The sequence below is a fragment of the Cutibacterium modestum genome (genome assembly GCF_008326345.1).
GTDB lineage: Bacteria > Actinomycetota > Actinomycetes > Propionibacteriales > Propionibacteriaceae > Cutibacterium > Cutibacterium modestum.
On sequence record NZ_BJEN01000002.1, the window covers coordinates 229,829 to 251,401 of the forward strand.

General features: G+C 61.6%; 18 protein-coding genes. 12 read left to right on the forward strand and 6 right to left on the reverse strand.

The features are described 5' to 3' along the window. Window positions 1-20: 20 nt before the first annotated feature. From F1563_RS05630 to F1563_RS05640, 3 genes are read left to right on the forward strand one after another with little or no spacing between them, the layout of a single operon-like run. Window positions 21-1,406, forward strand: a complete 1,386-nt coding sequence (locus tag F1563_RS05630) for a glycosyltransferase family protein (protein ID WP_002529243.1) — start codon at window positions 21-23, stop codon at window positions 1,404-1,406. Beyond that, on the forward strand, window positions 1,403-2,578 hold the full coding sequence (locus F1563_RS05635; protein ID WP_002529242.1) for a putative hexosyltransferase: 1,176 nt from the start codon (window positions 1,403-1,405) through the stop codon (window positions 2,576-2,578). The genes F1563_RS05630 and F1563_RS05635 overlap by 4 nt, the downstream gene beginning before the upstream one ends. Further along, window positions 2,575-3,912, forward strand: a complete 1,338-nt coding sequence (locus tag F1563_RS05640; protein ID WP_172623604.1) for an O-antigen ligase family protein — start codon at window positions 2,575-2,577, stop codon at window positions 3,910-3,912. Before F1563_RS05635 ends, F1563_RS05640 begins: the two co-directional genes overlap by 4 nt. Here F1563_RS05640 and F1563_RS05645 read toward each other — a convergent pair. Continuing rightward, complete coding sequence (locus F1563_RS05645; RefSeq protein WP_002529240.1) at window positions 3,873-5,135, reverse strand: glycosyltransferase; 1,263 nt, start codon at window positions 5,133-5,135, stop codon at window positions 3,873-3,875. The two genes, F1563_RS05640 and F1563_RS05645, sit on opposite strands and share 40 nt — an antisense overlap. A gap of 237 nt (window positions 5,136-5,372) precedes the next feature. Here F1563_RS05645 and F1563_RS05655 point away from each other — a divergent pair, with 237 nt between their 5' ends. Together F1563_RS05655 and F1563_RS05660 are read left to right on the forward strand one after the other, a co-directional pair. Continuing rightward, window positions 5,373-6,500 (forward strand): glycosyltransferase, encoded by a 1,128-nt coding sequence (locus F1563_RS05655; protein WP_149302594.1) that lies wholly within the window; start codon window positions 5,373-5,375, stop codon window positions 6,498-6,500. Next, window positions 6,497-7,813, forward strand: a complete 1,317-nt coding sequence (locus F1563_RS05660; RefSeq protein ID WP_002529238.1) for an O-antigen ligase family protein — start codon at window positions 6,497-6,499, stop codon at window positions 7,811-7,813. Before F1563_RS05655 ends, F1563_RS05660 begins: the two co-directional genes overlap by 4 nt. On the opposite strand, the gene F1563_RS05665 is transcribed toward F1563_RS05660, so the two are convergent. Next, the gene (locus F1563_RS05665) at window positions 7,787-8,563 is read right to left on the reverse strand and encodes a YveK family protein (protein ID WP_002529237.1); all 777 of its coding nucleotides are present in this window, start codon (window positions 8,561-8,563) and stop codon (window positions 7,787-7,789) included. The genes F1563_RS05660 and F1563_RS05665 overlap by 27 nt on opposite strands. A 174-nt stretch (window positions 8,564-8,737) precedes the next feature. Between F1563_RS05665 and F1563_RS05670 the strand changes: the two genes are divergently transcribed. The 7 genes from F1563_RS05670 (at window position 8,738) to F1563_RS05700 (ending at window position 17,042) form a co-directional block, all read left to right on the forward strand. Then, window positions 8,738-9,355 carry an acyltransferase gene (locus tag F1563_RS05670; protein ID WP_002529236.1) on the forward strand — a complete coding sequence of 206 codons (618 nt, stop codon included), beginning with the start codon at window positions 8,738-8,740 and terminating at the stop codon, window positions 9,353-9,355. 84 nt (window positions 9,356-9,439) lie between these two features. Then, entirely contained in the window at window positions 9,440-10,552 is a 1,113-nt protein-coding gene (locus tag F1563_RS05675) for a DegT/DnrJ/EryC1/StrS family aminotransferase (RefSeq protein WP_002529235.1), read from the forward strand. Beyond that, complete coding sequence (locus F1563_RS05680; RefSeq protein ID WP_002529234.1) at window positions 10,552-11,544, forward strand: Gfo/Idh/MocA family protein; 993 nt, start codon at window positions 10,552-10,554, stop codon at window positions 11,542-11,544. The genes F1563_RS05675 and F1563_RS05680 overlap by 1 nt, the downstream gene beginning before the upstream one ends. A gap of 105 nt (window positions 11,545-11,649) precedes the next feature. Beyond that, window positions 11,650-13,029, forward strand: coding sequence for an O-antigen ligase family protein (locus F1563_RS05685; protein ID WP_002529233.1), 1,380 nt, complete (start codon window positions 11,650-11,652; stop codon window positions 13,027-13,029). Window positions 13,030-13,230: 201 nt separating this feature from the next. Beyond that, window positions 13,231-14,808, forward strand: coding sequence for a peptide MFS transporter (locus F1563_RS05690; RefSeq protein WP_002529232.1), 1,578 nt, complete (start codon window positions 13,231-13,233; stop codon window positions 14,806-14,808). Window positions 14,809-14,929: 121 nt separating this feature from the next. Continuing rightward, window positions 14,930-16,225, forward strand: a complete 1,296-nt coding sequence (locus tag F1563_RS05695; protein ID WP_371863507.1) for an NAD(P)/FAD-dependent oxidoreductase — start codon at window positions 14,930-14,932, stop codon at window positions 16,223-16,225. Between the two features lie 16 nt (window positions 16,226-16,241). After that, the gene (locus F1563_RS05700) at window positions 16,242-17,042 is read left to right on the forward strand and encodes an SDR family NAD(P)-dependent oxidoreductase (RefSeq protein WP_002529230.1); all 801 of its coding nucleotides are present in this window, start codon (window positions 16,242-16,244) and stop codon (window positions 17,040-17,042) included. A gap of 61 nt (window positions 17,043-17,103) precedes the next feature. Here F1563_RS05700 and F1563_RS05705 read toward each other — a convergent pair whose 3' ends face one another. From F1563_RS05705 to F1563_RS05720, 4 genes are all read right to left on the reverse strand, one after another. After that, the gene (locus F1563_RS05705) at window positions 17,104-17,361 is read right to left on the reverse strand and encodes an HPr family phosphocarrier protein (RefSeq protein ID WP_002529229.1); all 258 of its coding nucleotides are present in this window, start codon (window positions 17,359-17,361) and stop codon (window positions 17,104-17,106) included. 33 nt (window positions 17,362-17,394) lie between these two features. Next, window positions 17,395-19,410, reverse strand: coding sequence for a PTS fructose transporter subunit IIABC (locus F1563_RS05710; protein WP_002529228.1), 2,016 nt, complete (start codon window positions 19,408-19,410; stop codon window positions 17,395-17,397). A gap of 9 nt (window positions 19,411-19,419) precedes the next feature. Further along, window positions 19,420-20,370, reverse strand: a complete 951-nt coding sequence (locus F1563_RS05715) for a 1-phosphofructokinase family hexose kinase (protein WP_002529227.1) — start codon at window positions 20,368-20,370, stop codon at window positions 19,420-19,422. A 353-nt stretch (window positions 20,371-20,723) separates the two neighbouring features. Then, a complete protein-coding gene (locus F1563_RS05720) occupies window positions 20,724-21,485 on the reverse strand; it encodes a DeoR/GlpR family DNA-binding transcription regulator (protein ID WP_007434346.1) in 762 nt (253 codons plus the stop codon). Window positions 21,486-21,573 lie beyond the last annotated feature (88 nt).

The window sequence follows — 21,573 nt, forward strand, 5'->3', positions numbered from 1 at the left end:
ACCGTCGTATCGGTGGGCGTATGGGCCGACATGCCTGGCCGCGTGGCATCTTCTTTGATCCGGGGCCCTGGGCCATCATGAGCGCTATCGTGGTTTGGTTATTGACGATCTATCGCGTTACCCCGTGTGTGCAGTACAACGTAACTAAAATCGTCGATCCGTATCAGCGGCAGTGCTACTCGGATATCCCGACGATATATCGCTCCTCAGGGATGGGTCACGGCGGGTCGTTGTTCGCGAACCCTGGTATTGCCCAGACCCCCCTTATAACCGTTTTCATGGCGTTCTGCCGTCGAATGGTGTGGGCTTTTGGTGCAGAAGTCTCCCCGAAGGCCACGGATCAGCAAGTCCTGGACGCCGCCAATGCCTACTGGGGGGTGGCCCAGGTTGTGCTCTTCGTGGCTTTTCTGGCGGTCGTCATCTCAGTCATGCTGCTGGGGCGCGGATCGGACACGAACCTTCCGGTCGATGATAAGGATCATCCGACTCAGGCCCGGCGGCGATCCTGGGACGTTTTCTGGGTGGTGCTGTGCCCGGTGGTGTACCTCGCCGGTCTCATCGACTTCTCCATGGTCCCGGTTGCCCTAGCGACGACGTCCATGCTGGCCTGGGCTCGTCGTCGCCCGTGGCTGGCTGGAATTCTTATGGGCCTGGCGTGCGCGGGGAGCCTCCAGGCGGCCGTGGTGGCCTTCGCTGTCTTGGTGTGTTGTTTGCGTGCGACGCGGTTGCCGGAATTGGGTCGGTGCCTTCTGTCAGGGTTTTTGGTGCTGATGGTGTGTCACCTCATCGCGGCCTGTCTGAGCCTTACTACCTGGTGGACTTATTTGCGCTCAGCTTTCTGGTCAGGTACTGGTTTGGGAACGATCTGGTACGTCATTCAGGACTCTTCCGGTGGCACAATTCCGGGTGTTGGTTGGATTACGGGCACCTTGACGGTCGGCGGTTTGCTCGGCCTGGCGTGGCTGTCGATGACGGTGCCGAGGCGCCCACGCATCGCTCAAGTGGCCTGCGTGGCCCTGTTGATTCTGTTCATCACCAACAAGGTCTATTCACCGCAGTGGATACTCCTTCTTGTCCCGCTGGCGGCCCTGGCCCGCCCCGACCTGCGGGACTGGGCTGTGCTCATGGTGGGGGAGTGCTTCTACTCCTTAGCTGTGTGGGCCCATCTGGGTGGGCTCTCGCTGCCTGGTGGCTCTGACGCTGACGTCGTGTATTGGGCGTCGATAGTGTTGCGGCTGGCCTGCGAAATGTGGTTCGCGTGGGGTGTTGTGGATGATATCCGACGGCCCTGGAATGACGTCGTCAGGGTGAGGTATACCGACGATCCCACCGGTGGTGTCCTCGATCACGCCCCGGATCCGGCTCCTGAACCTGTTGAGGGTGCCCGCGCGGAGGCTGCTCGATGACGCGCGCCGGATGCTCGGCGGTTAGGCGGTTCGCTCCTAATGCTGACGGACGCCTGGTGGCCCAGACCTGGTTGGGAAGCCGTGCGATCCTGTTGGTTGTCGCCGTGGTCGTTATGGCCGGGTACCACCGCACTTTGTCTCAGGTGACGGGGAACTGGGACGTACAGCACTACATGTCGATCGCGCGCAACGGGTACGCTGAGCCTCTTGAAATGGCGTTCTTTCCCGGGCTTCCGGCCTTGCTGAAAGGTGGCAACCTTCTTGGTATTCCCATGGAGGTCACCGGGGTACTTCTCGGTCTGATTGGTTCGGCCCTGGCCGCCTGGGCTCTCTTCCGGATTGGCGGGATGCTTCCTGCCTGTCTGTGGCTCATCGCTCCGACAGCCGTATTCACCGTTGTCGGTTACACTGAGGCACCTTTCTGCGCTGCCGCTTTCTGGGCCTGGGAGCGCGCTCGTGCTGGGCGGTGGTGGCCGGCAGCCTTCCTTGCCGGTGTGGCATGCACGTTCCGAGTTTCTGGCCTCTTTCTAATAGGAGCGCTGGCAGTTTTGGCAGTTGTCGGTGATGGGGATAAGCGTCGTCCGACGAGCCGGGCTGCCCGACGGAGTCGCATCACAGATGTCGTCAATCGATTGTCCATTTTGCTGGTGCCCACCGCTGTGTTGGCGGCGTTCGTGGTGTGGCTACATCGGCTGACAGGGTCGTGGACCGCATGGTCCAGGGCACAGACGAAGGGTTGGGGGCGTGGTTTCACGACTCCGGTAGAGACTCTGAGACACACCTTGCCGGCTACCCACGCCGAGGCTTGGCAGTCCACCTATGGCGCTGGGGCTATGGGCGTAGCGATCATGTTTCGGCTCGAGTTGGTTTCGGTGGCGGTGGGCATCCTGGTGTTCCTCTACTGCCTTATCCGATGTCGTTGGGCCTCGGCATCCTGGGTGGGCATTCAAGTAGTGGCCTTTTCGATCGGCTACTGGTATATGAGTGTTAATCGTGCCACCTTGTTGTGGTTTCCGCTCTTCGTCGCCCTTGGTGAGGCGAGTCGCGGCCCGTCTAAGCCGCCCGGTCTGGTGCTGCTGTGGCGGGGAATTATGGGCATCATTGTCGCTGTTGATCTCGCTGTCATGGTGTGGTGGGGCTGGCGATTCTTTACCGGGGGGTGGGCCAGTTGAGTCATGTGACCTTAATCGGGCTGGAACGCTACCGGCGGGATATCGGTCCGCTGACCTCCTGGGGACTGTCGATACTCGTGGTCGTCGAGGCTTTCGCTGATTTCCGGCATGGGCTCACTTCGCCGCCATGGATCGTCAGTAGCTACCTCATCGTTGATGTTTTGGTCATCCTGGCTTGTGGACCGGCGTTGTGGCTGCGTCGTCATGAGCTTGGACCGGCGGGACGGTGGATTCTTGGCGGGGCTTTGGGCCTCATGATGTGGGCTATCGCCTCGGCGTCCATGTGTCCGCTACCTCGTCTCGGGATGGAGCCGGTGACCAGGTCCTTACTAGTTATGGCTCCCCTTACTGCGGTTGTGACTCTCCTCGCTGGCCTGTCAGTGGCCGCGGGGCTGACGATCGGGTCATCCCAACGGGTGGTCATCGAGCGACTGTGGTGGCCTGCCGTGGTCATGACGTGCGCGTCCTATCTGCAGTGGCCTCGTGCCATGAAGGTGCACGGATCCGCCCGACTCGCGACTGGTATGGGTGGTTCTGCGGTACTCCACGTTGCGTTGTTGCTGGCCTGTGGTGTGTTGGTGGCGGCTGCGCTGGCCGGTTACCAGCGTGTCGCAAGTGGGGTGCTGGCTGTTGGCGCCCTTGTCGCTGTGATATTGACAGGTTCGCGAGCCGGGCTGGCTTGTGCAACCCTGTTCGTGCTCGGATGCGCGATCGGCTCGGTGGTATGGCGCCGCTCCTGGGTAGCGAGAGGGGCGGGTCATGGGCGAGTAGTCTGGGGGGGACTCGCAGCACTGGCTGTAGTCGTCGTCGGCATGGTGGTCTTGGTCCCCGGGCTTCGGCGCATGTTGAATCCGTCCGATCCGATGAGGTCCCGCACGTTGCGAACCGGGATAGAGGTGTGGTCGAGCGACCTCAACCATGTATTTTTCGGATTCGGGTCGGGGCGTTTGTGGCCATGGTATCTCTACGACTCTCATGCTCGACGCGAGCCTTGGCGTGGGTTGATGATGACGGAGTGGGGGCCCACCCTCACCAGCGCGCACTCCACCGTGTTGGCGGTCCTCGTGGAGCTTGGTTTGCTGGGGCTTGTCCTGCTTATCCCGGTTCTGCTAGTTCCCGTGGTGGAGTTGGTTCGCCATCTGCTTGACGGTATTTGCTCTTCTGCGGAGGTCGTATTGCGGTGGGCGGTCGTTGCTACGCTGCCGGCTTTCCTTCTTGACACCTATCTCATTAAGAACTTTGGCGTGAGCATGTGGTGGTGGGCGGTGGCTTTGTCAGTCGTAGTGTGGAGCGATCAGCGTCCGCCCAGCACCTCGCGACAGAATTCGGGGTAGACCACGGAAGCGCGGAACCGGTCCTCCCATACTTGGCGTGATGCCTGACACACCTGTGAATATTCGTCGTCGGACAGATGTGCCAGCTGCACCAAGGCGTCGGACGCCTGGGCGTCGGTGAATTCGGCGGGTAGTAGATGACCGTTGTCGGACGAGACGATCTCGCCCACCCCACCGACGTCGGTGGCCACGATCGGGATGCCGAGGGAGGCTACTTCCATCATGGAGACGGGTAGCCCCTCGGAGGCTGACAGGTTGATGAAGACCGATGGTTTGAGATCACGCTGGGTCGCCATGACCTGGGTGTTGTCGACGTGGCCGAGCAGGGTGACGGCTTCCTTGACGCCGTGAGCGGCGACCTCCTGGCGCAGGGCGTCCATCTCTGGGCCGTCGCCTAGGTGAGTCCACCTGGCGTCGATGCCAGTTGCCCGCACCCTGGCGAGGATCGCCGGCATTCGGGTCATCCTCTTGACGGCACTCAGGTGGGCGCAGCTGACGATGGTGAAGGGTGAGCGCCAACATTGGGCTGTCGGACCGGGGTCAGCGGTTCCCAGGTAACGGGTTTCGATTTTATCGGCGAACTGCGGCCACGTTGTCTGTAGTTCCCGAGTCCCCTGTTCCGAGACCGGGCAGATCTCGTCAAGAGACTGTAGTAGAAGGCGACGTTCTGGGATGTGATTACGAGGGGCGATGTTGGGGTAAAGATCGTAGCGATGGGCGCGGGAGACCACGCGGTCCACGGTGACTCCTTGAGCGCGCAACTGGTCAGCCAACAGGGTTGCGGTGCGGGCCGTAAGGTGGAGCCAGAAGGAGTAGATCGTGACGTGGGTCTCCGGGGTCAGCCTGAGGTTCGGGATTTTGGCAAGGATGCCGTCAAGAGCTGTTTGGGCGCGACCCTCGAAGTGGGCGTCAGAGATGAGCAGGCGCGGGTGGCGTCGAGTTTCTGCCCAGTCCACTCCGGTGGGTGGCAGCAGAAACAACCCCTTGGCGGTAGTGAGGGTCCGGTCGAGGCTCCGGGGCGTAGTCCGGGCAATTCGCATTACCTCGGCGTTGCTCGGGATGACCCGTGTCTGTGCATCGTCCGGACCGGCCTGGATTGGGATGACCACCACTCGGTCGAAAGCACGTCCCACATGGTCGATCTCATTCTCGAGGAACTCTTCTCCGCGCGACAGCGGATAGGTATTCGTCAGGAGGATCAACGTCGACTCTCGATGTGCCATGTGGTGATCCTAACCTGTCAGGTTCGTCGTCCTCGCGAGGGTGCGGAGTAGTGCCCAGGTCGACCACGTGTGGCAATACGGTTGGCACAGGGGGTCCATGCTATCCAGGATCGCTAGGCGGCGGTTCCCTAACGTGATTGCCACAGCGGTTGGGGGATTGCGCTGTTGCACGCCTGAAGCAGTCCTAGGCCTCGGGTACGGTTACGGTGAATAGCTCGGCGAATCGGAGGACAAGCCATGTCACAAACCGGACCAGCCCGCGAGGTCCGACGCTGCATCTACCACGTTCCCTACCCGCTCGACCCGAACACGACGTTCGGAGGGCAGAAGCGAGCAGTGGCGATGTTCAAGGCCTTAGTCGAGTGGGGAGAAGTATGGTTAGTTGCGGGAAATGCGAACCAGCGACGCCGTCGGATGAAGGTCGTGATGGATGCCGTCAGGGCTGGTACCCGGTTCGAGTTTTGCTATTCCGAGTCCTCGACGATGCCCACGACTCTTACCGAGCCTCACCACCTGCCGACTCACCCCGTACAAGACTTCGCCTTCCTGACCCGTCTGCGTCGGCATGGCATTCCGGTAGGCCTGTTCTATCGTGACGTGTACTGGAAGTTCCCGCTCTACGGTGAAGGCGTCCCGAAGGCCAAACAGCTTGTGGCCCAGACGATGTACCGTTACGACCTGCTCGCTTACCGGCAGTGCCTCGACGTCTTGTTCTTGCCTTCACTGCGTATGGGAGAGTGGGTTGACGTCGGTGATCGGGTGAAGAAGGTTGCCCTACCCCCCGGCCACGATATTGACGAGACCCCGACGGCACCCCCGTCATCGCCGCTGTCGATGTTCTACGTCGGTGGACTGGGTTCCCTCTACGACCTGAGTGACTTCTGCGAGGCAGTGGCCAGTGTCCCCGAGACATCTTTGACGATCTGTACCCGGCCCAAGGAGTGGGAACAGGCCCGCAAAGACTACGGGCCGCTTATGGGGGACAACATCAAGGTTGTTCACGCCAACGGCAAGAAGGAGTTGGAGCCCTACTTCGCGGCAGCCAATGTGGCGGTCCTGGCGATGGCCCCGCACGAGTACCGAGGCTTTGCAGCTCCTCTCAAACTCTTCGAGTACATCGGCAACGGTAAGCCGATCATCGCCACCGAAGGCACATTCGTCGGGGATGTCGTGACGCACGACAAACTTGGATGGACGGTGAAGGCGTCGGTGGATGAGTTCGCCACTCTCCTTGAGCAGCTCACCCGGCATCCCGAGCAGGTCGATGCAGCCTTTGACAGGGTCATGGCTGCACGTGACCAGCACACCTGGTCAGCCCGGGTGGAGGAATTGGCCACGGCCCTTGCTGCGGTGGATCGACGATGAGTGTCGCGGAGGCAGGAACGCCGTTGGACTGTCAAGTGGTGGCGAGCCGGTCCACCGCGGGGGTCTGGCTGGGGGTGGTTGCCGCGTTGCTGGTAATGCGTCTGCCTATGAGCTTCCTATTCTTGCTCATCGCGCCGTGGATCATCCTGATGGCGCAGACGCGGTTTCCCTCTCGTCTCAGGGTGACCCCTCTCGTCGCGGTCGAGGCGTGCTGCGTGGTGGCTTCCGGGGTTGCCGTGGTGCTGTTCCACCTCGGGGTGATAGCTGACACTGGCAACAGCGCCTCCATCATGCTCGCAGTGATCGGTGTGACCCTCGTGGTGTTCCGGTCGGCTAATCCGGGGAGGGTGGCTCGCCAGGTCCTTAACGGCCTGTATTGGGGTGCGATCCTCGTCTGGCTCATTGGAATGGGGGAGATCGCGACCGGCGTTAAGCTGCTGCCGTTGCTCTATCCGGGGGCCAATACGCTGGGTGCGGTGTCGAAGAGTCGATGGATTGTCACTGCGACCTACCCGAACTACAACGACTACGGCGTCGTTATGGCGATGCTTTTTACTGCTGTGTTGGCCCGGTTGTGGTTTAACCCGAAGGGTGGTGCGGTTCGTCTCGGTCGGTTGTTTATCCTGGCGACGTGTCTGGCGATGGTCCTCATTGGCGGGTCTCGAGGTGCCCTGTTTGGTTGCATCTGTGCCGTCATCCTGTTGTTCGTGCTTAATGTCCGCCGTCTCCACACCGCAGCTATGGGGGTGCGTGCCTTCTTCTGGGGGGGAGCACTCGTCCTCGTGCTGGGCGCCGGGCTGTGGATGAGCCCCTATGTGCAAGACCACTCCACCGCGGAGCGTGGCACCATCATGGCCAACGCATTATCAATGACGCTGTCCGATCCAGTGGCGCTGTTCCTCGGATACGGCTCGCTGTCGGAGTACCAAGCCCGGGCGTCGGCTCTGTTCGGCAACGTCCTCATGGACCCGCACAACCTGTTGTTGGAGATCATCCTGCGCTACGGAGTGATCGCGATGATCCTTTTCGTAGCCTGTTGGCTGTGGATTCTGGTCCGTGGGTTCTTGCCGCGTCGACCCGTGGCCGATTGGCAGGCAGCCTTTGGACTCACCGTTGTGATGCTCTTCCCTGTGCTCGGGGTCGTTCCGTCATCAACTCTGCGGTATCACGTGACCTGGCTCTACCTTGTTGCCGCTAGCTGCATTACTGCAGAAACTGTCGCAGCGAACCGTGTCGGATGTCCCGCAGCGGCATGTGCCCCGTATGCTGCGGCGCACGTCGAGCGGTCAGTGGGAGGCCATGGAGCGGCGTGAGGAGCGATACTCCAGGACGCCCATGACAACAAGTCCGAGAACTAGACCGACGAGTACCCCCACCGCCGGGGACAGGAGCTTGTTGCTGCTCGTGGTAGTGACAGGAGCGTGTGGGTTGGGATCGGAAGGAAAGGCTTGCTGAACGATGGTTAGCTTCGGCTGTGGAAGACCGTCGAGGGAAGTGGGGACCAGATCGTTCGCCTTTTCGGTGAACGCGCGGGCGTAGGCGTTGGCGCGCTCGGTCGCCTGCTCCTGGTTTGTTCCCATCGAGTAGACGGCAATGACGGTGCCGCCTCCACCCCAGTACAGCGAGGCGGACGCCTTAAGGTCGTCTGCGGTTGTTCCGTCGTGGAGATACTTCACGGCGGTGTTGACGATGGGGTCAGGGGTCGTGAGAGCGACGTAGTTGCTCATGATCTGGCCGACGGTAGCCGATTCGACGGTGGCCTGGGCTTCGGTGCGTGGTTCGGGCAGCGTGACCATTACATGGGCGTGGGCGGCGACCGTTCCGACGGTGTCCTTGGGTGCCATGAGGAGGGAATAGCCGACGAGAAGCCCGGCGGTGACAATTAAGGTTATGAGGCCAGCGAGCCAGTGGCGCCCCAATCCCTTAAAGAATCCGAGTAGATCGATCGGCTGGCCAGGGTCGTGTGGGCTCGTTGGCTGGTGAGAGGAATCCGCAGTGGCCCCCCGCTCAATGGCGGAAGACCCAGATTGCGCGACGGTAGATTCGGAGGGAAGGCTGTTCACGTCAGTGCATGCTACACAGCGCAGCTAGGTAGACCGGTGATACCCGCGTGTTGAATTGGTTGAAAGGTGCGCGACCGCAGCGGTTTTTTCGCCATTGCCGCGTGGGGGTGGCGGGCCTTAGGTGTCCGCGCGAGTAGTCTGGCCCTGATGTAACCGGCATGAAAGGCGTCCCACATGGGTGAACCACGGATCATCGACACCGCCGACCTAGATGACGGTGTGACCATCGGCGACGGTTCGTCGATCTGGCATCTTTCCCAAGTTCGTAGCGAGGCCGTCCTCGGGCAGAACGTCGTCGTGGGCCGTGGTGCCTACATCGGCGAGGGTGTTCACGTTGGCGGCAACTGCAAGATCCAGAACTACGCACTGGTCTACGAGCCCGCGAAGCTGGAAGACGGTGTCTTCATCGGCCCAGCGGTGGTGCTGACCAACGACCATTTCCCACGCGCTATCAATCCTGACGGCTCCCTCAAATCTGTCGACGACTGGGAGCAGGTGGGTGTGACCTGCAAGCGTGGTTGCTCGGTTGGCGCCCGCTCGGTGTGCATTGCGCCCGTCACAATTGGTGAGTGGGCCACGGTGGCTGCCGGTTCCGTCGTCACTAAGGATGTCCCGGCATATGCTCTAGTGGCTGGTGTTCCGGCTCGTCGCATTAAGTGGGTGGGCCGTTCTGGGTTCCCTCTGGATCCCGACGGCGAGAATAAGTGGATCGACTCGCGCACCGGAGACCGGTTCGTCGAGGATCCTGCTACCGATACGCTGACCCTGGTTAGCGAGGGCGGGCAGGCCTGAGGCCGTCGTCCCCCAAGTACCCCCTTCGTGGGCGCCGCGGTGCCCACAGACCGGACCCCCGTCCGAACAGTTAGGAGCTTTCACATGACCGCCCAGTTCATTCCTCCCGCCAAGCCGATTCTCGGCGACGACGAGCGCAAGGCCGTCGACGAGGTCATTGCCTCCGGCATGGTTGCCCAAGGCCCCCAGGTCCACGCCTTCGAGGACGAGTTCTCCTCCCAGGTCGTCGACGGGGTTCACTGCGTCGCCGTCAACTCGGGGACCTCGGCCCTTCATATCGGCCTGCTGGCCTCGGGCATTGGTGAGGGTGACGAGGTCATCGTCCCTTCCTTCACCTTCGCCGCTACCGGCAACTCGGTGGCCCTCTCCGGCGCCAAACCAGTCTTCGCTGACGTTGACCCGGTCACGTTCACTCTTGACCCGGCTTCCATTGAGGCTTCCATCACTGACAAGACCGCCGCGATCATGCCGGTGCACCTCTACGGCCTGCCAGCCAATATGTCGGAGATCCGCGCGATCGCCGACAGGCACGACCTCAAAATCTTCGAGGACTGCGCTCAGGCCCACGCTGCCAACATCGACGGTAAACACGTTGGCACCTTTGGCACCTTCGGAGCCTTCTCCTTCTACCCGACCAAGAACATGACTTCGGGTGAAGGCGGCATGATCACCACCTCCGACCCGGAGGTCGCCCGCAAGGCCGCCATGCTCCGCAACCAGGGCATGGAGAAGCGTTACGCTAACGAGTACGTCGGTCTTAACAACCGCATGACCGATATCCACGCCGCCATCGGTCGGGTACAGCTGACCAAGCTGGCCGGCTGGACGAAGACCCGCCAGGAGAACGCGGTATTCCTGTCCCAGAACATTACTGAGGTCGTCACCCCTGCCGTGCCGGAGGGTTACGTGCACGTGTATCACCAGTACACGATCCGTCTTGAGGGAGCCACCGGCGAGGAGCGTGACCGCTTCGTCACCGCCCTCAAGGAGGAGCATCAGGTTGGCTCGGGTGTCTACTACCCGATTCCGAACCACCGTCTGCCGTCGCTGGCCCCCTACGCCCCGGGCCTGGAGCTGCCGAACACTGAGAAGGTCGCTGCGGAGTGTGTCTCGCTGCCGGTTCACCCCTCGCTGTCCCAGGCTGACCTCGAGCGCATCATCGCCGGCGTCAACGCCTGTGCGAAGGCAGGTGCCTGATGGCGAATTTGCGCGCCGGCATGGTCGGCATCGGATCGATGGGTAAGAATCACGTCCGCAACCTGCGCGCCATTGACGGCGTCGATCTGGTCGCGATCGCGGATGCCTCCGGCAAGGACCCGTTTGGGGTCTCCGGTGGCCTGCCCGTCCTTCCCGACGTCGATGCAGTCATCGAGGCGGGTGTCGACTACTGCGTCGTTGCCGCCCCGACGAAATTCCACGAGGAAATCGGCCTCAAGCTGGCCGAGGCAGGAGTCCACGCCCTCATCGAAAAGCCGCTGGCCTACGACACTGCGGCTGCGACGCGTCTGGCCGAGGCTTTCGAGAGTAAAGGTCTGGTTGGCGCGGTCGGACACATCGAGCGGTACAACCCAGCTTTGCAGTCGCTGCGCAAGCGTCTGGAGAATGGTGACCTCGGTGACCTCTACCAGGTGGCCACCCGCCGCCAGGGACCGTTCCCAGCCCGTATCGCTGATGTCGGTGTCGTCAAGGACCTCGCTAGCCACGACATTGACCTCACTGCTTGGGTCACCCAGCGTGAGTTCGAGCTGGTCGCTGCCCGCACCATGTTCAAGGCCGGACGTGATTACGAGGACATGGTTTCGGCGACTTGCCAGCTCTCCGGTGGGCTCATGAGCAACCACCTCGTCAACTGGCTGACCCCGACCAAGGAGCGTCGCACCTTCGTGACCGGCGAGAAGGGCATGTTCGTCGCGGACACCCTAACCGCCGACCTCACCTTCTACTCCAACGCCAAGGTTGCGACGGTTTGGGACGACATCGCCAATTTCCGCGGTGTCGCCGAGGGTGACGTCACCAGGTTCGCGATCCCGAAGCCCGAGCCGCTGCGTACCGAGCACGAGAACTTCCGTGATGCCGTTCTGGGTAAGGAGTCCGACATCGTGACGATGGCTCAGGGCGCCAAGGTCGTCCAGGTGTGCGAGGCGATGATCACCTCCGCCGCTACCAGCGAGTTCGTCAAGATCTCCTGATGTAACGGTCATCGTCGGGCCGGGCCGCTAAGGTCCGGCCCGACTCGTGTTCACCTCCGGTCGGTTTCCCTAGGCCCTGGAGTGGCCAGCTGCCCCACAGATAGAATGACGTCCATCTTTCGTTTCCACGATTCCCCTGACGGCTCGCCGGCCGTAACGTCATGGCGCTCAGTTGCCCCCGCTCAGTGGTTCAGCGGGGCGGCCGAGGCGGTCGTCGCATGCCTTTTCATCACCTGCACTTTCATAACGGTGGCCCAGCCCGTCTTCGACAATGGTGCATGTCAGCTGATGCTCCCGCTCTTTGCTGTAGCGGCCCTGGTGCTCGAACTATTGTGCATCCTGCGGGATCTGAGAGGGGTACCAGCGCCGCGCGAGTGGTCCCGATCCCTCACCCTCGTGACATGCAGTTTCCTGGCCCTGTTGGCATGGGCTGCGGCCTCACTCCCGTTCCACGACCATGTCATCTACGACGATTCCATGGGAATTATCCGGGATCTTCCGCTATATGCCTTAGTGATGCCCTTGGCGGAGGCGACCGTGACCCTGCTTGTGGCCATTTTCGCGTGCCGGTTGATCGCAGTGGGAAACCTAGGAAGTGCGCTGTGGCGGCTGTCGATGCTGATGGCCATCGCCAACCCGATTGATCTCGTTCGCGAGTACGTCGAAGGCAATACCACCGGGTGGCGGGTAGCTACCAGACTCGGTGGCGCCGCGATCGGGCACGTCCTTCTCATCTTGGCCCTGGCCGTGGTCGTGGATGCTGCGATACGAAACCGCCACCGGATCGTCTCCAGTATGGCTGCCGTCAGTCATCTTGCCTGCTTGGCGGCATCGGGGTCTCGTGCCGGAATCATCAGTCTGGCGTTATTTATCGTCGGGCTGGTGCTTTTCGGGCGCTCCCATCGGACGCGGAAACAGTGTGCCATCATCGCAACGTCGGCAATTGTGGCATCAGGGGTGGCCATATGGTTGGTGTCGACGGTCCGCACAGGGTCTCTCGTTGATCCGGCGCGTGCGCGAACCTGGGCATTGGCTGGACACGTCGTTTTGGATTCGCCGAGCCATTTCCTGGTGGGGACCGGCTACGGAACAATTTGGCCATGGTTCGCTGTCGAGTCCACGTTTATGCCTGAATCATCTCACGGGATGCGCCTGACTCTTTATGGTTACAGCCTTCCACACGCCCACAACCTCGTCGTCCAGGTTGTCGGTGAGCTTGGTGTCATCGGGCTTGCCCTGCTCTTGGTCTGTCTGGGGACTGTCATCGCGATATGTGTTAGGGGAATTCATGGGGGATATCCCGTCTTGTCCTTGGGCGTGCTGGCGACGATGCCGGCGTTCCTCATGGACACCTACCTCATCAAAAACTTCCCTGTGGCGCTGTTCTGGTGGATTTTCACCTTGGCGCTCTGCCGGCTGGTGACAACCGGTAGGGCGGTCATCGGGGGTGATTCGGGCCACCACGAGGACAAGCGTGCCGGATGATAAATAGCCCCTGGTCGCGCGCGAGTAGTACTCAGTACTAGCCTATCCCCGTCATTAATTCACACTTGTGACGACGCTGTTGCGATGCGATGAACACAGGTGCGACCACTTGGGCACAGGTTGGGCATTTCCCCAGGGGAGCTCCGAATCCATTGCCTTGGAGGGCTTCGTAGCGCCTAAACCATCGGAAAGGAAGGGAAAATGTCCCTTGAACCGCTTGATGCCGACGCAGAAGGCGTCGCCGCCATCACCAAAGCACGAGGCTTTCGGCCTAAGCATCTGGTGACAGGATCGTCGCGTGACGACAAGTCATTCCTGGGCCACCCCGGAGGTTTGCCGTGGATGCTCCAGGTCGAAATGTGGGAGCGGTTCTCGTGGTATGGTATGCGGGCTATCCTCGTCTACTTCATTACCGACACCTTGGCCCACGGTGGGCTGGGATTGCCGATCAACGCCGGCCAGGTTGTAATGGCTTCGTATGGTGCCGCAGTGTTGTTGATGACGATTCCTGGCGGGGTCTTTGCCGACCGCATCCTTGGACCGTGGATGTCCACCCTGTGCGGTGGCCTCATCATCATGACGGGTCACGTCATCCTGACCATTCCGCAGGTGGTGACGTCGTGGATCGGCCTCATCTGCATCGCCATTGGCACGGGCTTTATCAAGCCGAATTTATCCACGGTGGTAGGCGGTCTTTACGATGACGGCGACCCCCGCCGTGATCAGGGATTCCTGTACTTCTACATGTCGATCAATATTGGATCCCTGTTCGCGCCGGTCGTTACCGGACTGCTCAAGGATCGTTACGGCTACCACGTAGGCTTCATCGCCGCTGCCATCGGCATGGCCTTGGGCCTGATCGCATTCTTCCACGGGCGTTCCAAATTGCGTGAGTTCGCCTTCGATATCCCTAATCCGCTGGCCCCCGGCGAAGGCCGCCGGATGGTGCTCCGCGCGCTGGGCATTGCCGTCATCGGTGCCGTCCTTGCCATCGGGTTCAAAGCCCTGCTGGGGGAGTGGACCTCGGCCATCGCCTACGCCCTGTTCGCCTTTGCCTCGGTAACGGCATTGGGTTACTTCGTGACAATGTTTCGCTCCTCGAAGGTCACGAATCGTGAGCGTGGCCATTTGTGGGCATTTGTACCGTTGTGGATTGGCCAAGTGCTCTTCACCATGATCTTCGAGCAGGCGGCTGGCAAGATGGCTACCTTTGCCAAGGACAACACCGACGGACGCATCTTCGGGTCGTGGTCAGTGGAGCCCGAGCAGTACCAGACGATCAACCCGGCCGCAGTCTTGGTCCTGGCCGGCCTGCTAGGCATGTGGTTCCGGCGCAGGGAGGGGAAGTTCCCCAATACCCCACAGAAGTTCGCCATCTCGGTGTTCATCATCGGTGTAACCGCCCTCATAATGGGGTTCGGTTTCCAGAGTTGGCCAGGCGGGAACAAGCTCGCACCGTGGTGGTTCCTGGCGGTGGTCTTCGTCATTCAGACCGTTGCCGAGCTGTTCATGAATCCGATCGGTCTGTCGACCGCGACTAAACTGGCCCCGAAGAAGTTCGCATCCCAGAACATGACCTTGTGGTTGCTCGCCTCAGCCTGTGGCCAGGGCCTCGCCTCGGTGATGATCGAGCGCACCAAGAACCTAGGCGATGTGGTGTTCTACTCCGGTTTAGGAATCGTGACGATTCTCGTAGCGGTGGTGCTTTTCGTGATTGCCCCGTGGACCCAGGCAAAAATGAAGGATGTCGACTCGGTTGCCGAGGAGGGTGGCGCCTGACCCACCTCTCACCCTATTGCGAGGTCCGTCCGCGGGCGGGCCTCGTGTCTTGTCAGGGGCTTTCCCGGCGGTGTGGTAATCGGGTTTCTGGTGTCGACGGGTGCCACCCACGTGGCATGGCGTGCCGTTGTACGCCGATATGCCACAACTTGGCCCAGTGCGAAAGCTCGCCGGAACTCTCGAAGAATCGGGATTGGCTGGTTACCGTGGTTTGTGTCGCATCATTTCGGCGATAAACCCCACCTTGGGAGCACATATGACGACGTACCAGTACCTTATCGTCGGTGGCGGGATGGCCGCTGATGCTGCCGCCCGCGGTATCCGTGACATCGACAAGGAAGGGTCGATCGCCATTTTCAGCGCCGACGTCGACGCTCCATATCCTCGGCCAGCGCTGAGTAAGAAGCTGTGGACCGACCCTGAGTTCACCTGGGACCAGACCGACCTCGGCACCGTTACTGACACCGGAGCAGAACTGCGGCTTGGCACCGAGGTGCTTAGCATCGACCGCGACGCCAAGACCGTCCTGGCTACCTCCGGCCAAGTATTCGGCTACCAAAAGCTATTGCTCGTTACCGGCCTTACCCCCTCGCGCATTGATGATGACGGCGATGCCGTCCTTTACTTCCGATCCGCTCGCGACTACCAGAAACTGCGTGCCCTGGCTCAGCCCGGTCACCGGTTCGTGGTGGTCGGAGGCGGGTACATCGGTGCCGAGCTTGCCGCAGGTCTCGTCCAGCAGGGTTGCAAGGTTAGCCTCGTGACGCCTGATCCGACGCTGGGTGGTTCACAGTTCCCGGCCCAGGTAGCGTCTGAGTATCAGAAGCTTTTCGCCGATGCTGGGGTGCACTTAGTCACTGGGAAACACGTGTCCTCGGTGAGCAAGCATGAGGTCGCCGAGGTCACCCTCGATGACGGCACCATCCTCCAGGCTGACGATGTCATCGCGGGCCTGGGGGCGTCCCCGGTCACCAACCTGGCTGAGGAAGCCGGTCTTACCGTTGATGACGGGGTCGTCGTTGATGAGCAGTTGCGTACCAGCGATCCGGCCATCTGGGCCGCGGGGGACATCGCCAACTACCCGGACTCGGTGCTGGGCCGCATCCGCGTCGAGCATGTGGACAACGCCATCACGATGGGCAAGGTGGCCGGCCGCTCTATGGCGGGATCAGAAGAGCCCTACACCCATACCCCGATGATGTATTCACAAGTTTTCGGAGTGCGTTGGGAAGCCGTCGGCACCCTCGACTCCAGTCTCGAGACCACCTCGGTGAAAGTCGGTGATGGGCAGGTTGTTTACTACCTGTCCGATGGCAAGCCGGTCGGCATATTGCTGTGGAACCTTCCCGGCCGCACTGACGAGGCCGTCACAGTGTTAGCCGATCCGCCCGAAGATCTCTCAACCGCCATCAACTAACCACTAGGAGCAACCCATGGATCTCGGACTCAACGGGCGCATCGCGCTCATCACCGGCGCCGATTCAGGTATCGGCTGGCACACCGCGAAACTCCTTCTCGCCGAGGGGGCCAAAGTCGCCATCACCGACCTCGACCGTGACGAGCTCACTCAGGCTGCACGGTCTCTCGAGGCCCCCGACGGCCGTCTCATCGCCTTCCCAGCCGACGTTACCGACGCCGATTCCCTAGCGAAGCTGCACCAACAGGTGAAGGACGCGCTCGGACCGATCGACATTCTCGTCCAGTCGGCCGGTGTAACCGGGGCCCAGGGCAAGTTCCACGAGATCGATGAGGAGGGCTGGCGTTCCACCCTCGACATTGACCTCATGGGCCCGGTGCGAGTATTGCTCGAGTTCCTCGACGAGTTGCGCAGGGGCGGCTGGGGTCGCGTCGTGCTGCTGGCCTCAGAGGATGGCGTCCAGCCTTACGATGACGAGATCCCCTACTGTGCCGCCAAGGCTGGAGTATTGGCCCTAGCCAAGGGGCTGTCGCGGACCTACGCCCGCGAGGGGCTACTCGTCAACGCCGTCTCTCCGGCCTTTATCCATACTCCGATGACTGACGCCATGATGAATAAACGGTCTAAGGAGTTTGGCGTCAGCTTTGACGAGGCCATCGAGTCCTTCCTTGACGAGGAGCGCCCTTATATGGAGCTTAAGCGTCGTGGCGAGCCTGAGGAGGTGGCTGCCGTCATCGCCTTCCTCTGCTCGGACAAGGCCTCCTTCGTTAATGGATCGAACTACCGCGTCGACTCTGGGTCGGTGGCGACCTTCTGAGGTTGGTCAAGATCAATGGGGGCGTTGTCGTGATGACAGCGGCCCCATCGCGGAAGTTTGGCTAGGCGTCGAGGTCAGAAGCGACCAAGTCGGCAATCGTGTTGACGTCGACCTCGTTATCGCCGGTGACCGTCACCAGGTCACCGGCGCTGGCGCCGAGGGTCATGATGAGCAGCACGGACTTGGCATCGATTGGCTCGCCTCCCTCGATAGCGAGGGTGACGGTTGAGCCGAGCGTGGCAGCCTCCTGCGAGATGACAGCGGCGGGACGGGCATGGAGTCCGACGGAGGATCCGACCTTGACGGTTCTGCTAGTCATGATGGCGTGCCTTTCGGGGTGGTGGTGTGGATTTCAGGCGGCAGATGCGGCTTTACGCCGGGCTGAGGCCTTAAGAGCGGTTACAAGCAAGGCTGCCACAAGGGTGCCGACGACAATAGCCAGAATGAAGGCCCAAACTCGGTCAATGGCAAAGAAGATGAAGATTCCGCCGTGGGGAGCCTTAGAAGCGGCACCCAGAGCCATTGATAGAGCACCCGTGGTCGCACCTCCGACCATCATTGAGGGGATCACTCGTAGTGGATCCGCAGCCGCAAACGGGATGGCCCCCTCGGAGATGAAGGAGGCTCCCAGCAGCCAGGCAGCAGTGCCGTTCTCACGCTCGGCAGGCTGGTAGAGCTTTGGACGCAGGGTCGTCGATAGTGCCATGGCCAGCGGGGGAACCATCCCGGCAGCCATGACGGCGGCCATCACTTTGAGGGATCCGACGTTGGTGACGGCGAGGTTCGTCGTCGCGAAAAGGTAAGCCGCCTTGTTGATGGGGCCACCAAGGTCAGAGCACATCATGAGTCCCAGGATGATTCCGAGGATGACGGCCGAGGCTCCGCTCATGCCGCCGAGCCAGTTGTTGAGGGCGTTCGTCAGGGCTGCCAGCGGACGTCCTAGCACGACGTACATCAATCCACCGGCGACCAAGGACCCGATGAGCGGGATGATGACGACCGGCATGAGGCCACGCAGCCAGCGTGGCGGGTTGAGGCGGGTGAACCAGTAGGCGACGAGTCCGCCGAGCAGACCACCGACGATGGCGCCGATAAAGCCCGCCCCGGTTATCCCGGCGACAGCACCCGCTACGAAACCGGGGGCGATGCCGGGTCGGTCCGCCAGGCCGAAACCGATGTACCCAGCGAGGGCAGGTAGCAGGAAGCCGAAGGCGGCCTGCCCGACGGCGAAAAGGACCGCGCCGATGTAGGTCATGGTGGCTGATCCACCTAGAGCGTGGGCGGTTGGTGACGGCAGGTTGCTGAAGGTGTTGTGCAGGGCGATGTCCATGCCGTTCTTGGCGATCTCATAGCCGCCGAAGAGGAATCCTAGGGCGATGAGCAGACCACCTGCGGCGACGAACGGGATCATGTAGGACACGCCCGTCATAAGGGCCTGTTGGATGCGCTTACCCCAACCAAGGTGAGATTCGGCCTGCTCGGGCTCCTGCTGTTCACTGTGGCCAGCGGGGACCCGATGAGCGTGCGGGTCCTTCGAGGCCGCGACGGCCTCAGAGACCATCTTCTCGGGCTCGTTGACGGCCCGCTTAACCCCGGATTCAATGAGCGGCTTGCCGGTGAAACGCTCCCGGCCCTTGACGCCGACGTCGGTGGCAAAGATAACAGCGTCGGCAGTCTCGATGTCGGCGGCGCTGAGGGGTTCGGTGGTGGTGGATCCTTGGGCCTCGACTTTGACGTCAATACCCATCTTCTTTCCAGCGGCTGTCAGATAGTCAGCTGCCATGTAGGTGTGGGCGATGCCGGTGGGACAGGCCGTGATGGCGACGATGTGGGTCGTGTCGGTGGCAGCGTTGGTCACCCCGGTATGCGGCGGAGCAGGGGCGGTGGTTGCAGACGCGGTCGAGGTAGCCTTTTTCTCTGACTCGACGACCCCGCTGATGAGGTCGACGACGGTCTGAGCGTCGGGGGCTTGACGCAACTGCTCGACGAATTCAGGCTTGACGAGGGCGCGAGCCAGCTTGGTAAGAAGCTTCATATGGTCGGCGCCCCCATCTTCGGAGGCTGCAATCATAAAGACCAGGTCAGCTGGGCCGTCAGGTCCATTGAAGTCGACGGCGGGGGATAGCCGAGCGAATCCCAGCGAGGGCTGGGACACTGCGGCTGAGCGGCAATGGGGGATAGCGAACCCTCCAGGCATACCGGTTGGGCTCTTGGACTCGCGGTCCAGCGCGTCATGGGTGAGGCCGTCAGCGTCGGCGCGTCCAGCGGCGGCAATGATTCTGGCGACCGAGGAGATGACCTCGGCCTTGGTCGAGCCGAGGTTGGCGTCAAGTGATACCAGTTCTGGGGTGATGAGAGGGGCGTTCATCGGTTCTCCTTATAGGTGGGTGAGGCTGACGCGGATGGCGTCGGCCTGAGACGGGACTGGCATAGTTGATCCTGGAAGGGCTGCGGCTGCTGTGCCCCAGGCAACGGCGGCGCGCAGACAGTTCTTGGGCTGGTCGCCGCGAGTGCGCGCCAGCAGGAATCCCGCGAGGGAGGAGTCTCCGGCGCCGACAGTCGATTTCACTTCGACCGGTTCTGGCCACGCGTGCCAGGCGTCGTGTTCGGTGATGAGCAGAGCGCCAGCCCCGCCCAAAGTGACGATCACCTCGCCGATGCCGTGCAGACCCCGGGCGGCGGCGACAATATCGTCGAATTGTCCCTGCTTGGCGGCAGACTCGAGGGAGTCGCCGTCGGCTCCGCAGAGCTGGCCGAGCTCGACGGAGTTCGGCTTGACGAGGTCGGGGGCAAGGTCGGGGAGGCGAGCTGCCAGTTCCTTGAGGGGCTGATCGGAGGTGTCGACGGCGACCTTGCGGCCGGCGTCATGGAGACGGCCGGTCATGGTGGCATACCAATGTGTGGGTACGCCCGGGGGCAGAGATCCTGACAGGACGACCCACTGCGCGCCGGATGACCTCTCGATGGCGGCCTTCTCGACGGCATTCAGCTCCTCGGGGTTGAGGTAGGCCCCGGGCTGGTTGATCTTGGTTGTGGTGCCGTCGGGCTCGGTGATGGTGAGGTTGGCCCTTACCGCCGCTGCAATGGGCACAGCTAGGTGCGGGATATCGTCGTGGTTTAGGCCGAGAGTAAGGCGATCCTCAGCTCCGGCTGGCACTATGGCGCAGGTGTCAATTCCGGCACCTTGAAGGACTCGGGAGATGTTGACCCCTTTACCGGCGGCAACCTCATTGGAACTGCCTAATCGGTTCACCTGGCCGCGCTGCAGCGGCTCAGCTATGGGCGCTGTGCGGTCGATGCTCGGGTTGAGCGTGACGGTGACGATCACGTGGACTCCTTCGTCGCGTTGCCCAACGGTCTTGCGGGTTTGAGAGCACCATCGGTGTTGGACTGTGTGACACTTTAGACCACAAGTACAGGGGAAAAGACATGAACACACTAATTCAGACATTTATGGTGTGGGTTCCTCTGGATGAGGGCTGGCGCGGGTGACTCAGACATCGGTGTGGTAATCCGGGTTATGACGGTCGCCCCTGCCATGGACGGTGGTTGTTGGTGCGGTTGTCACCCAGATTTCCACACTGTGCGATGGAACCTCTCGAGGCGATGTTCACGGGGTCCGGTGTGGGGCTGCCCCGTGGTGGCAAACGGGCCTGTGACGCCGGCGAGCCGCGATCGATATCAGGCGATAACGATTTCGATGCCGGTTTTGTGCAGCATCTCGACTTGGTGAGAGGTCACCCCAGAGTCGGTGATGATGACATCAACGTCGCTTAGTTCTGCGAACCTCATTGTCGATTCCGCGCCCATCTTCCGGGAGTCGGCCAGAACCACGACGTGATGGGCACTCGCTATCATTGCCGCTTTGGTTGCAACCTCGTCGGCGTCGGGAGTGGATAGGCCGTGCGCCGGGGAAATGCCGTTGGTGCCCATGAACGCGACGTCGACGCGGAGTCGTGAAATGGCGTCGACGTTACCGACGGTGGCCTGGGTGGTGGGGCGCAGCCGTCCTCCTAGCAGGTGGACGTCACAGTTGCTGTGGGTAGCCACCGTACTGGCGATAGGTGATGAGTTCGTAAAAACAGTGAATCGCCTTGCAGATGGCATGATTGACGCTAACCGACCGGTCGTCGACCCGGCGTCGAGGATGATTGACCCCATGTCGCTAGGTAGATGGGCTAGCGCGGCCCGAGCGATTTGTTCCTTCTGTGTCACGGCTGAGGAGTCCCGAGTGTCGAGGGGCTGGTCGCCCAGCAAGTCGAACTCGATCGGGATGGCGCCACCATGCACTCGCCGCAGCATCTTTTGATTGCACAACTGGTCGAGGTCACGGCGGATGGTCTCGGGGACGACTCCCAGCGCAGTAGATGCCTCGGCGACCGATATCCGACCAGTCTCGCGGGCAATATCGATCAGCCACTTGTGTCTTTCAGCGGGATACATGGGCCCTCCTTGGAGAATTCCATATCGACGCAACCGCAGACTGCGGAAGGCCTTGTCGGGGCCTAGTGTGAGCATCTTTGCGATGGCG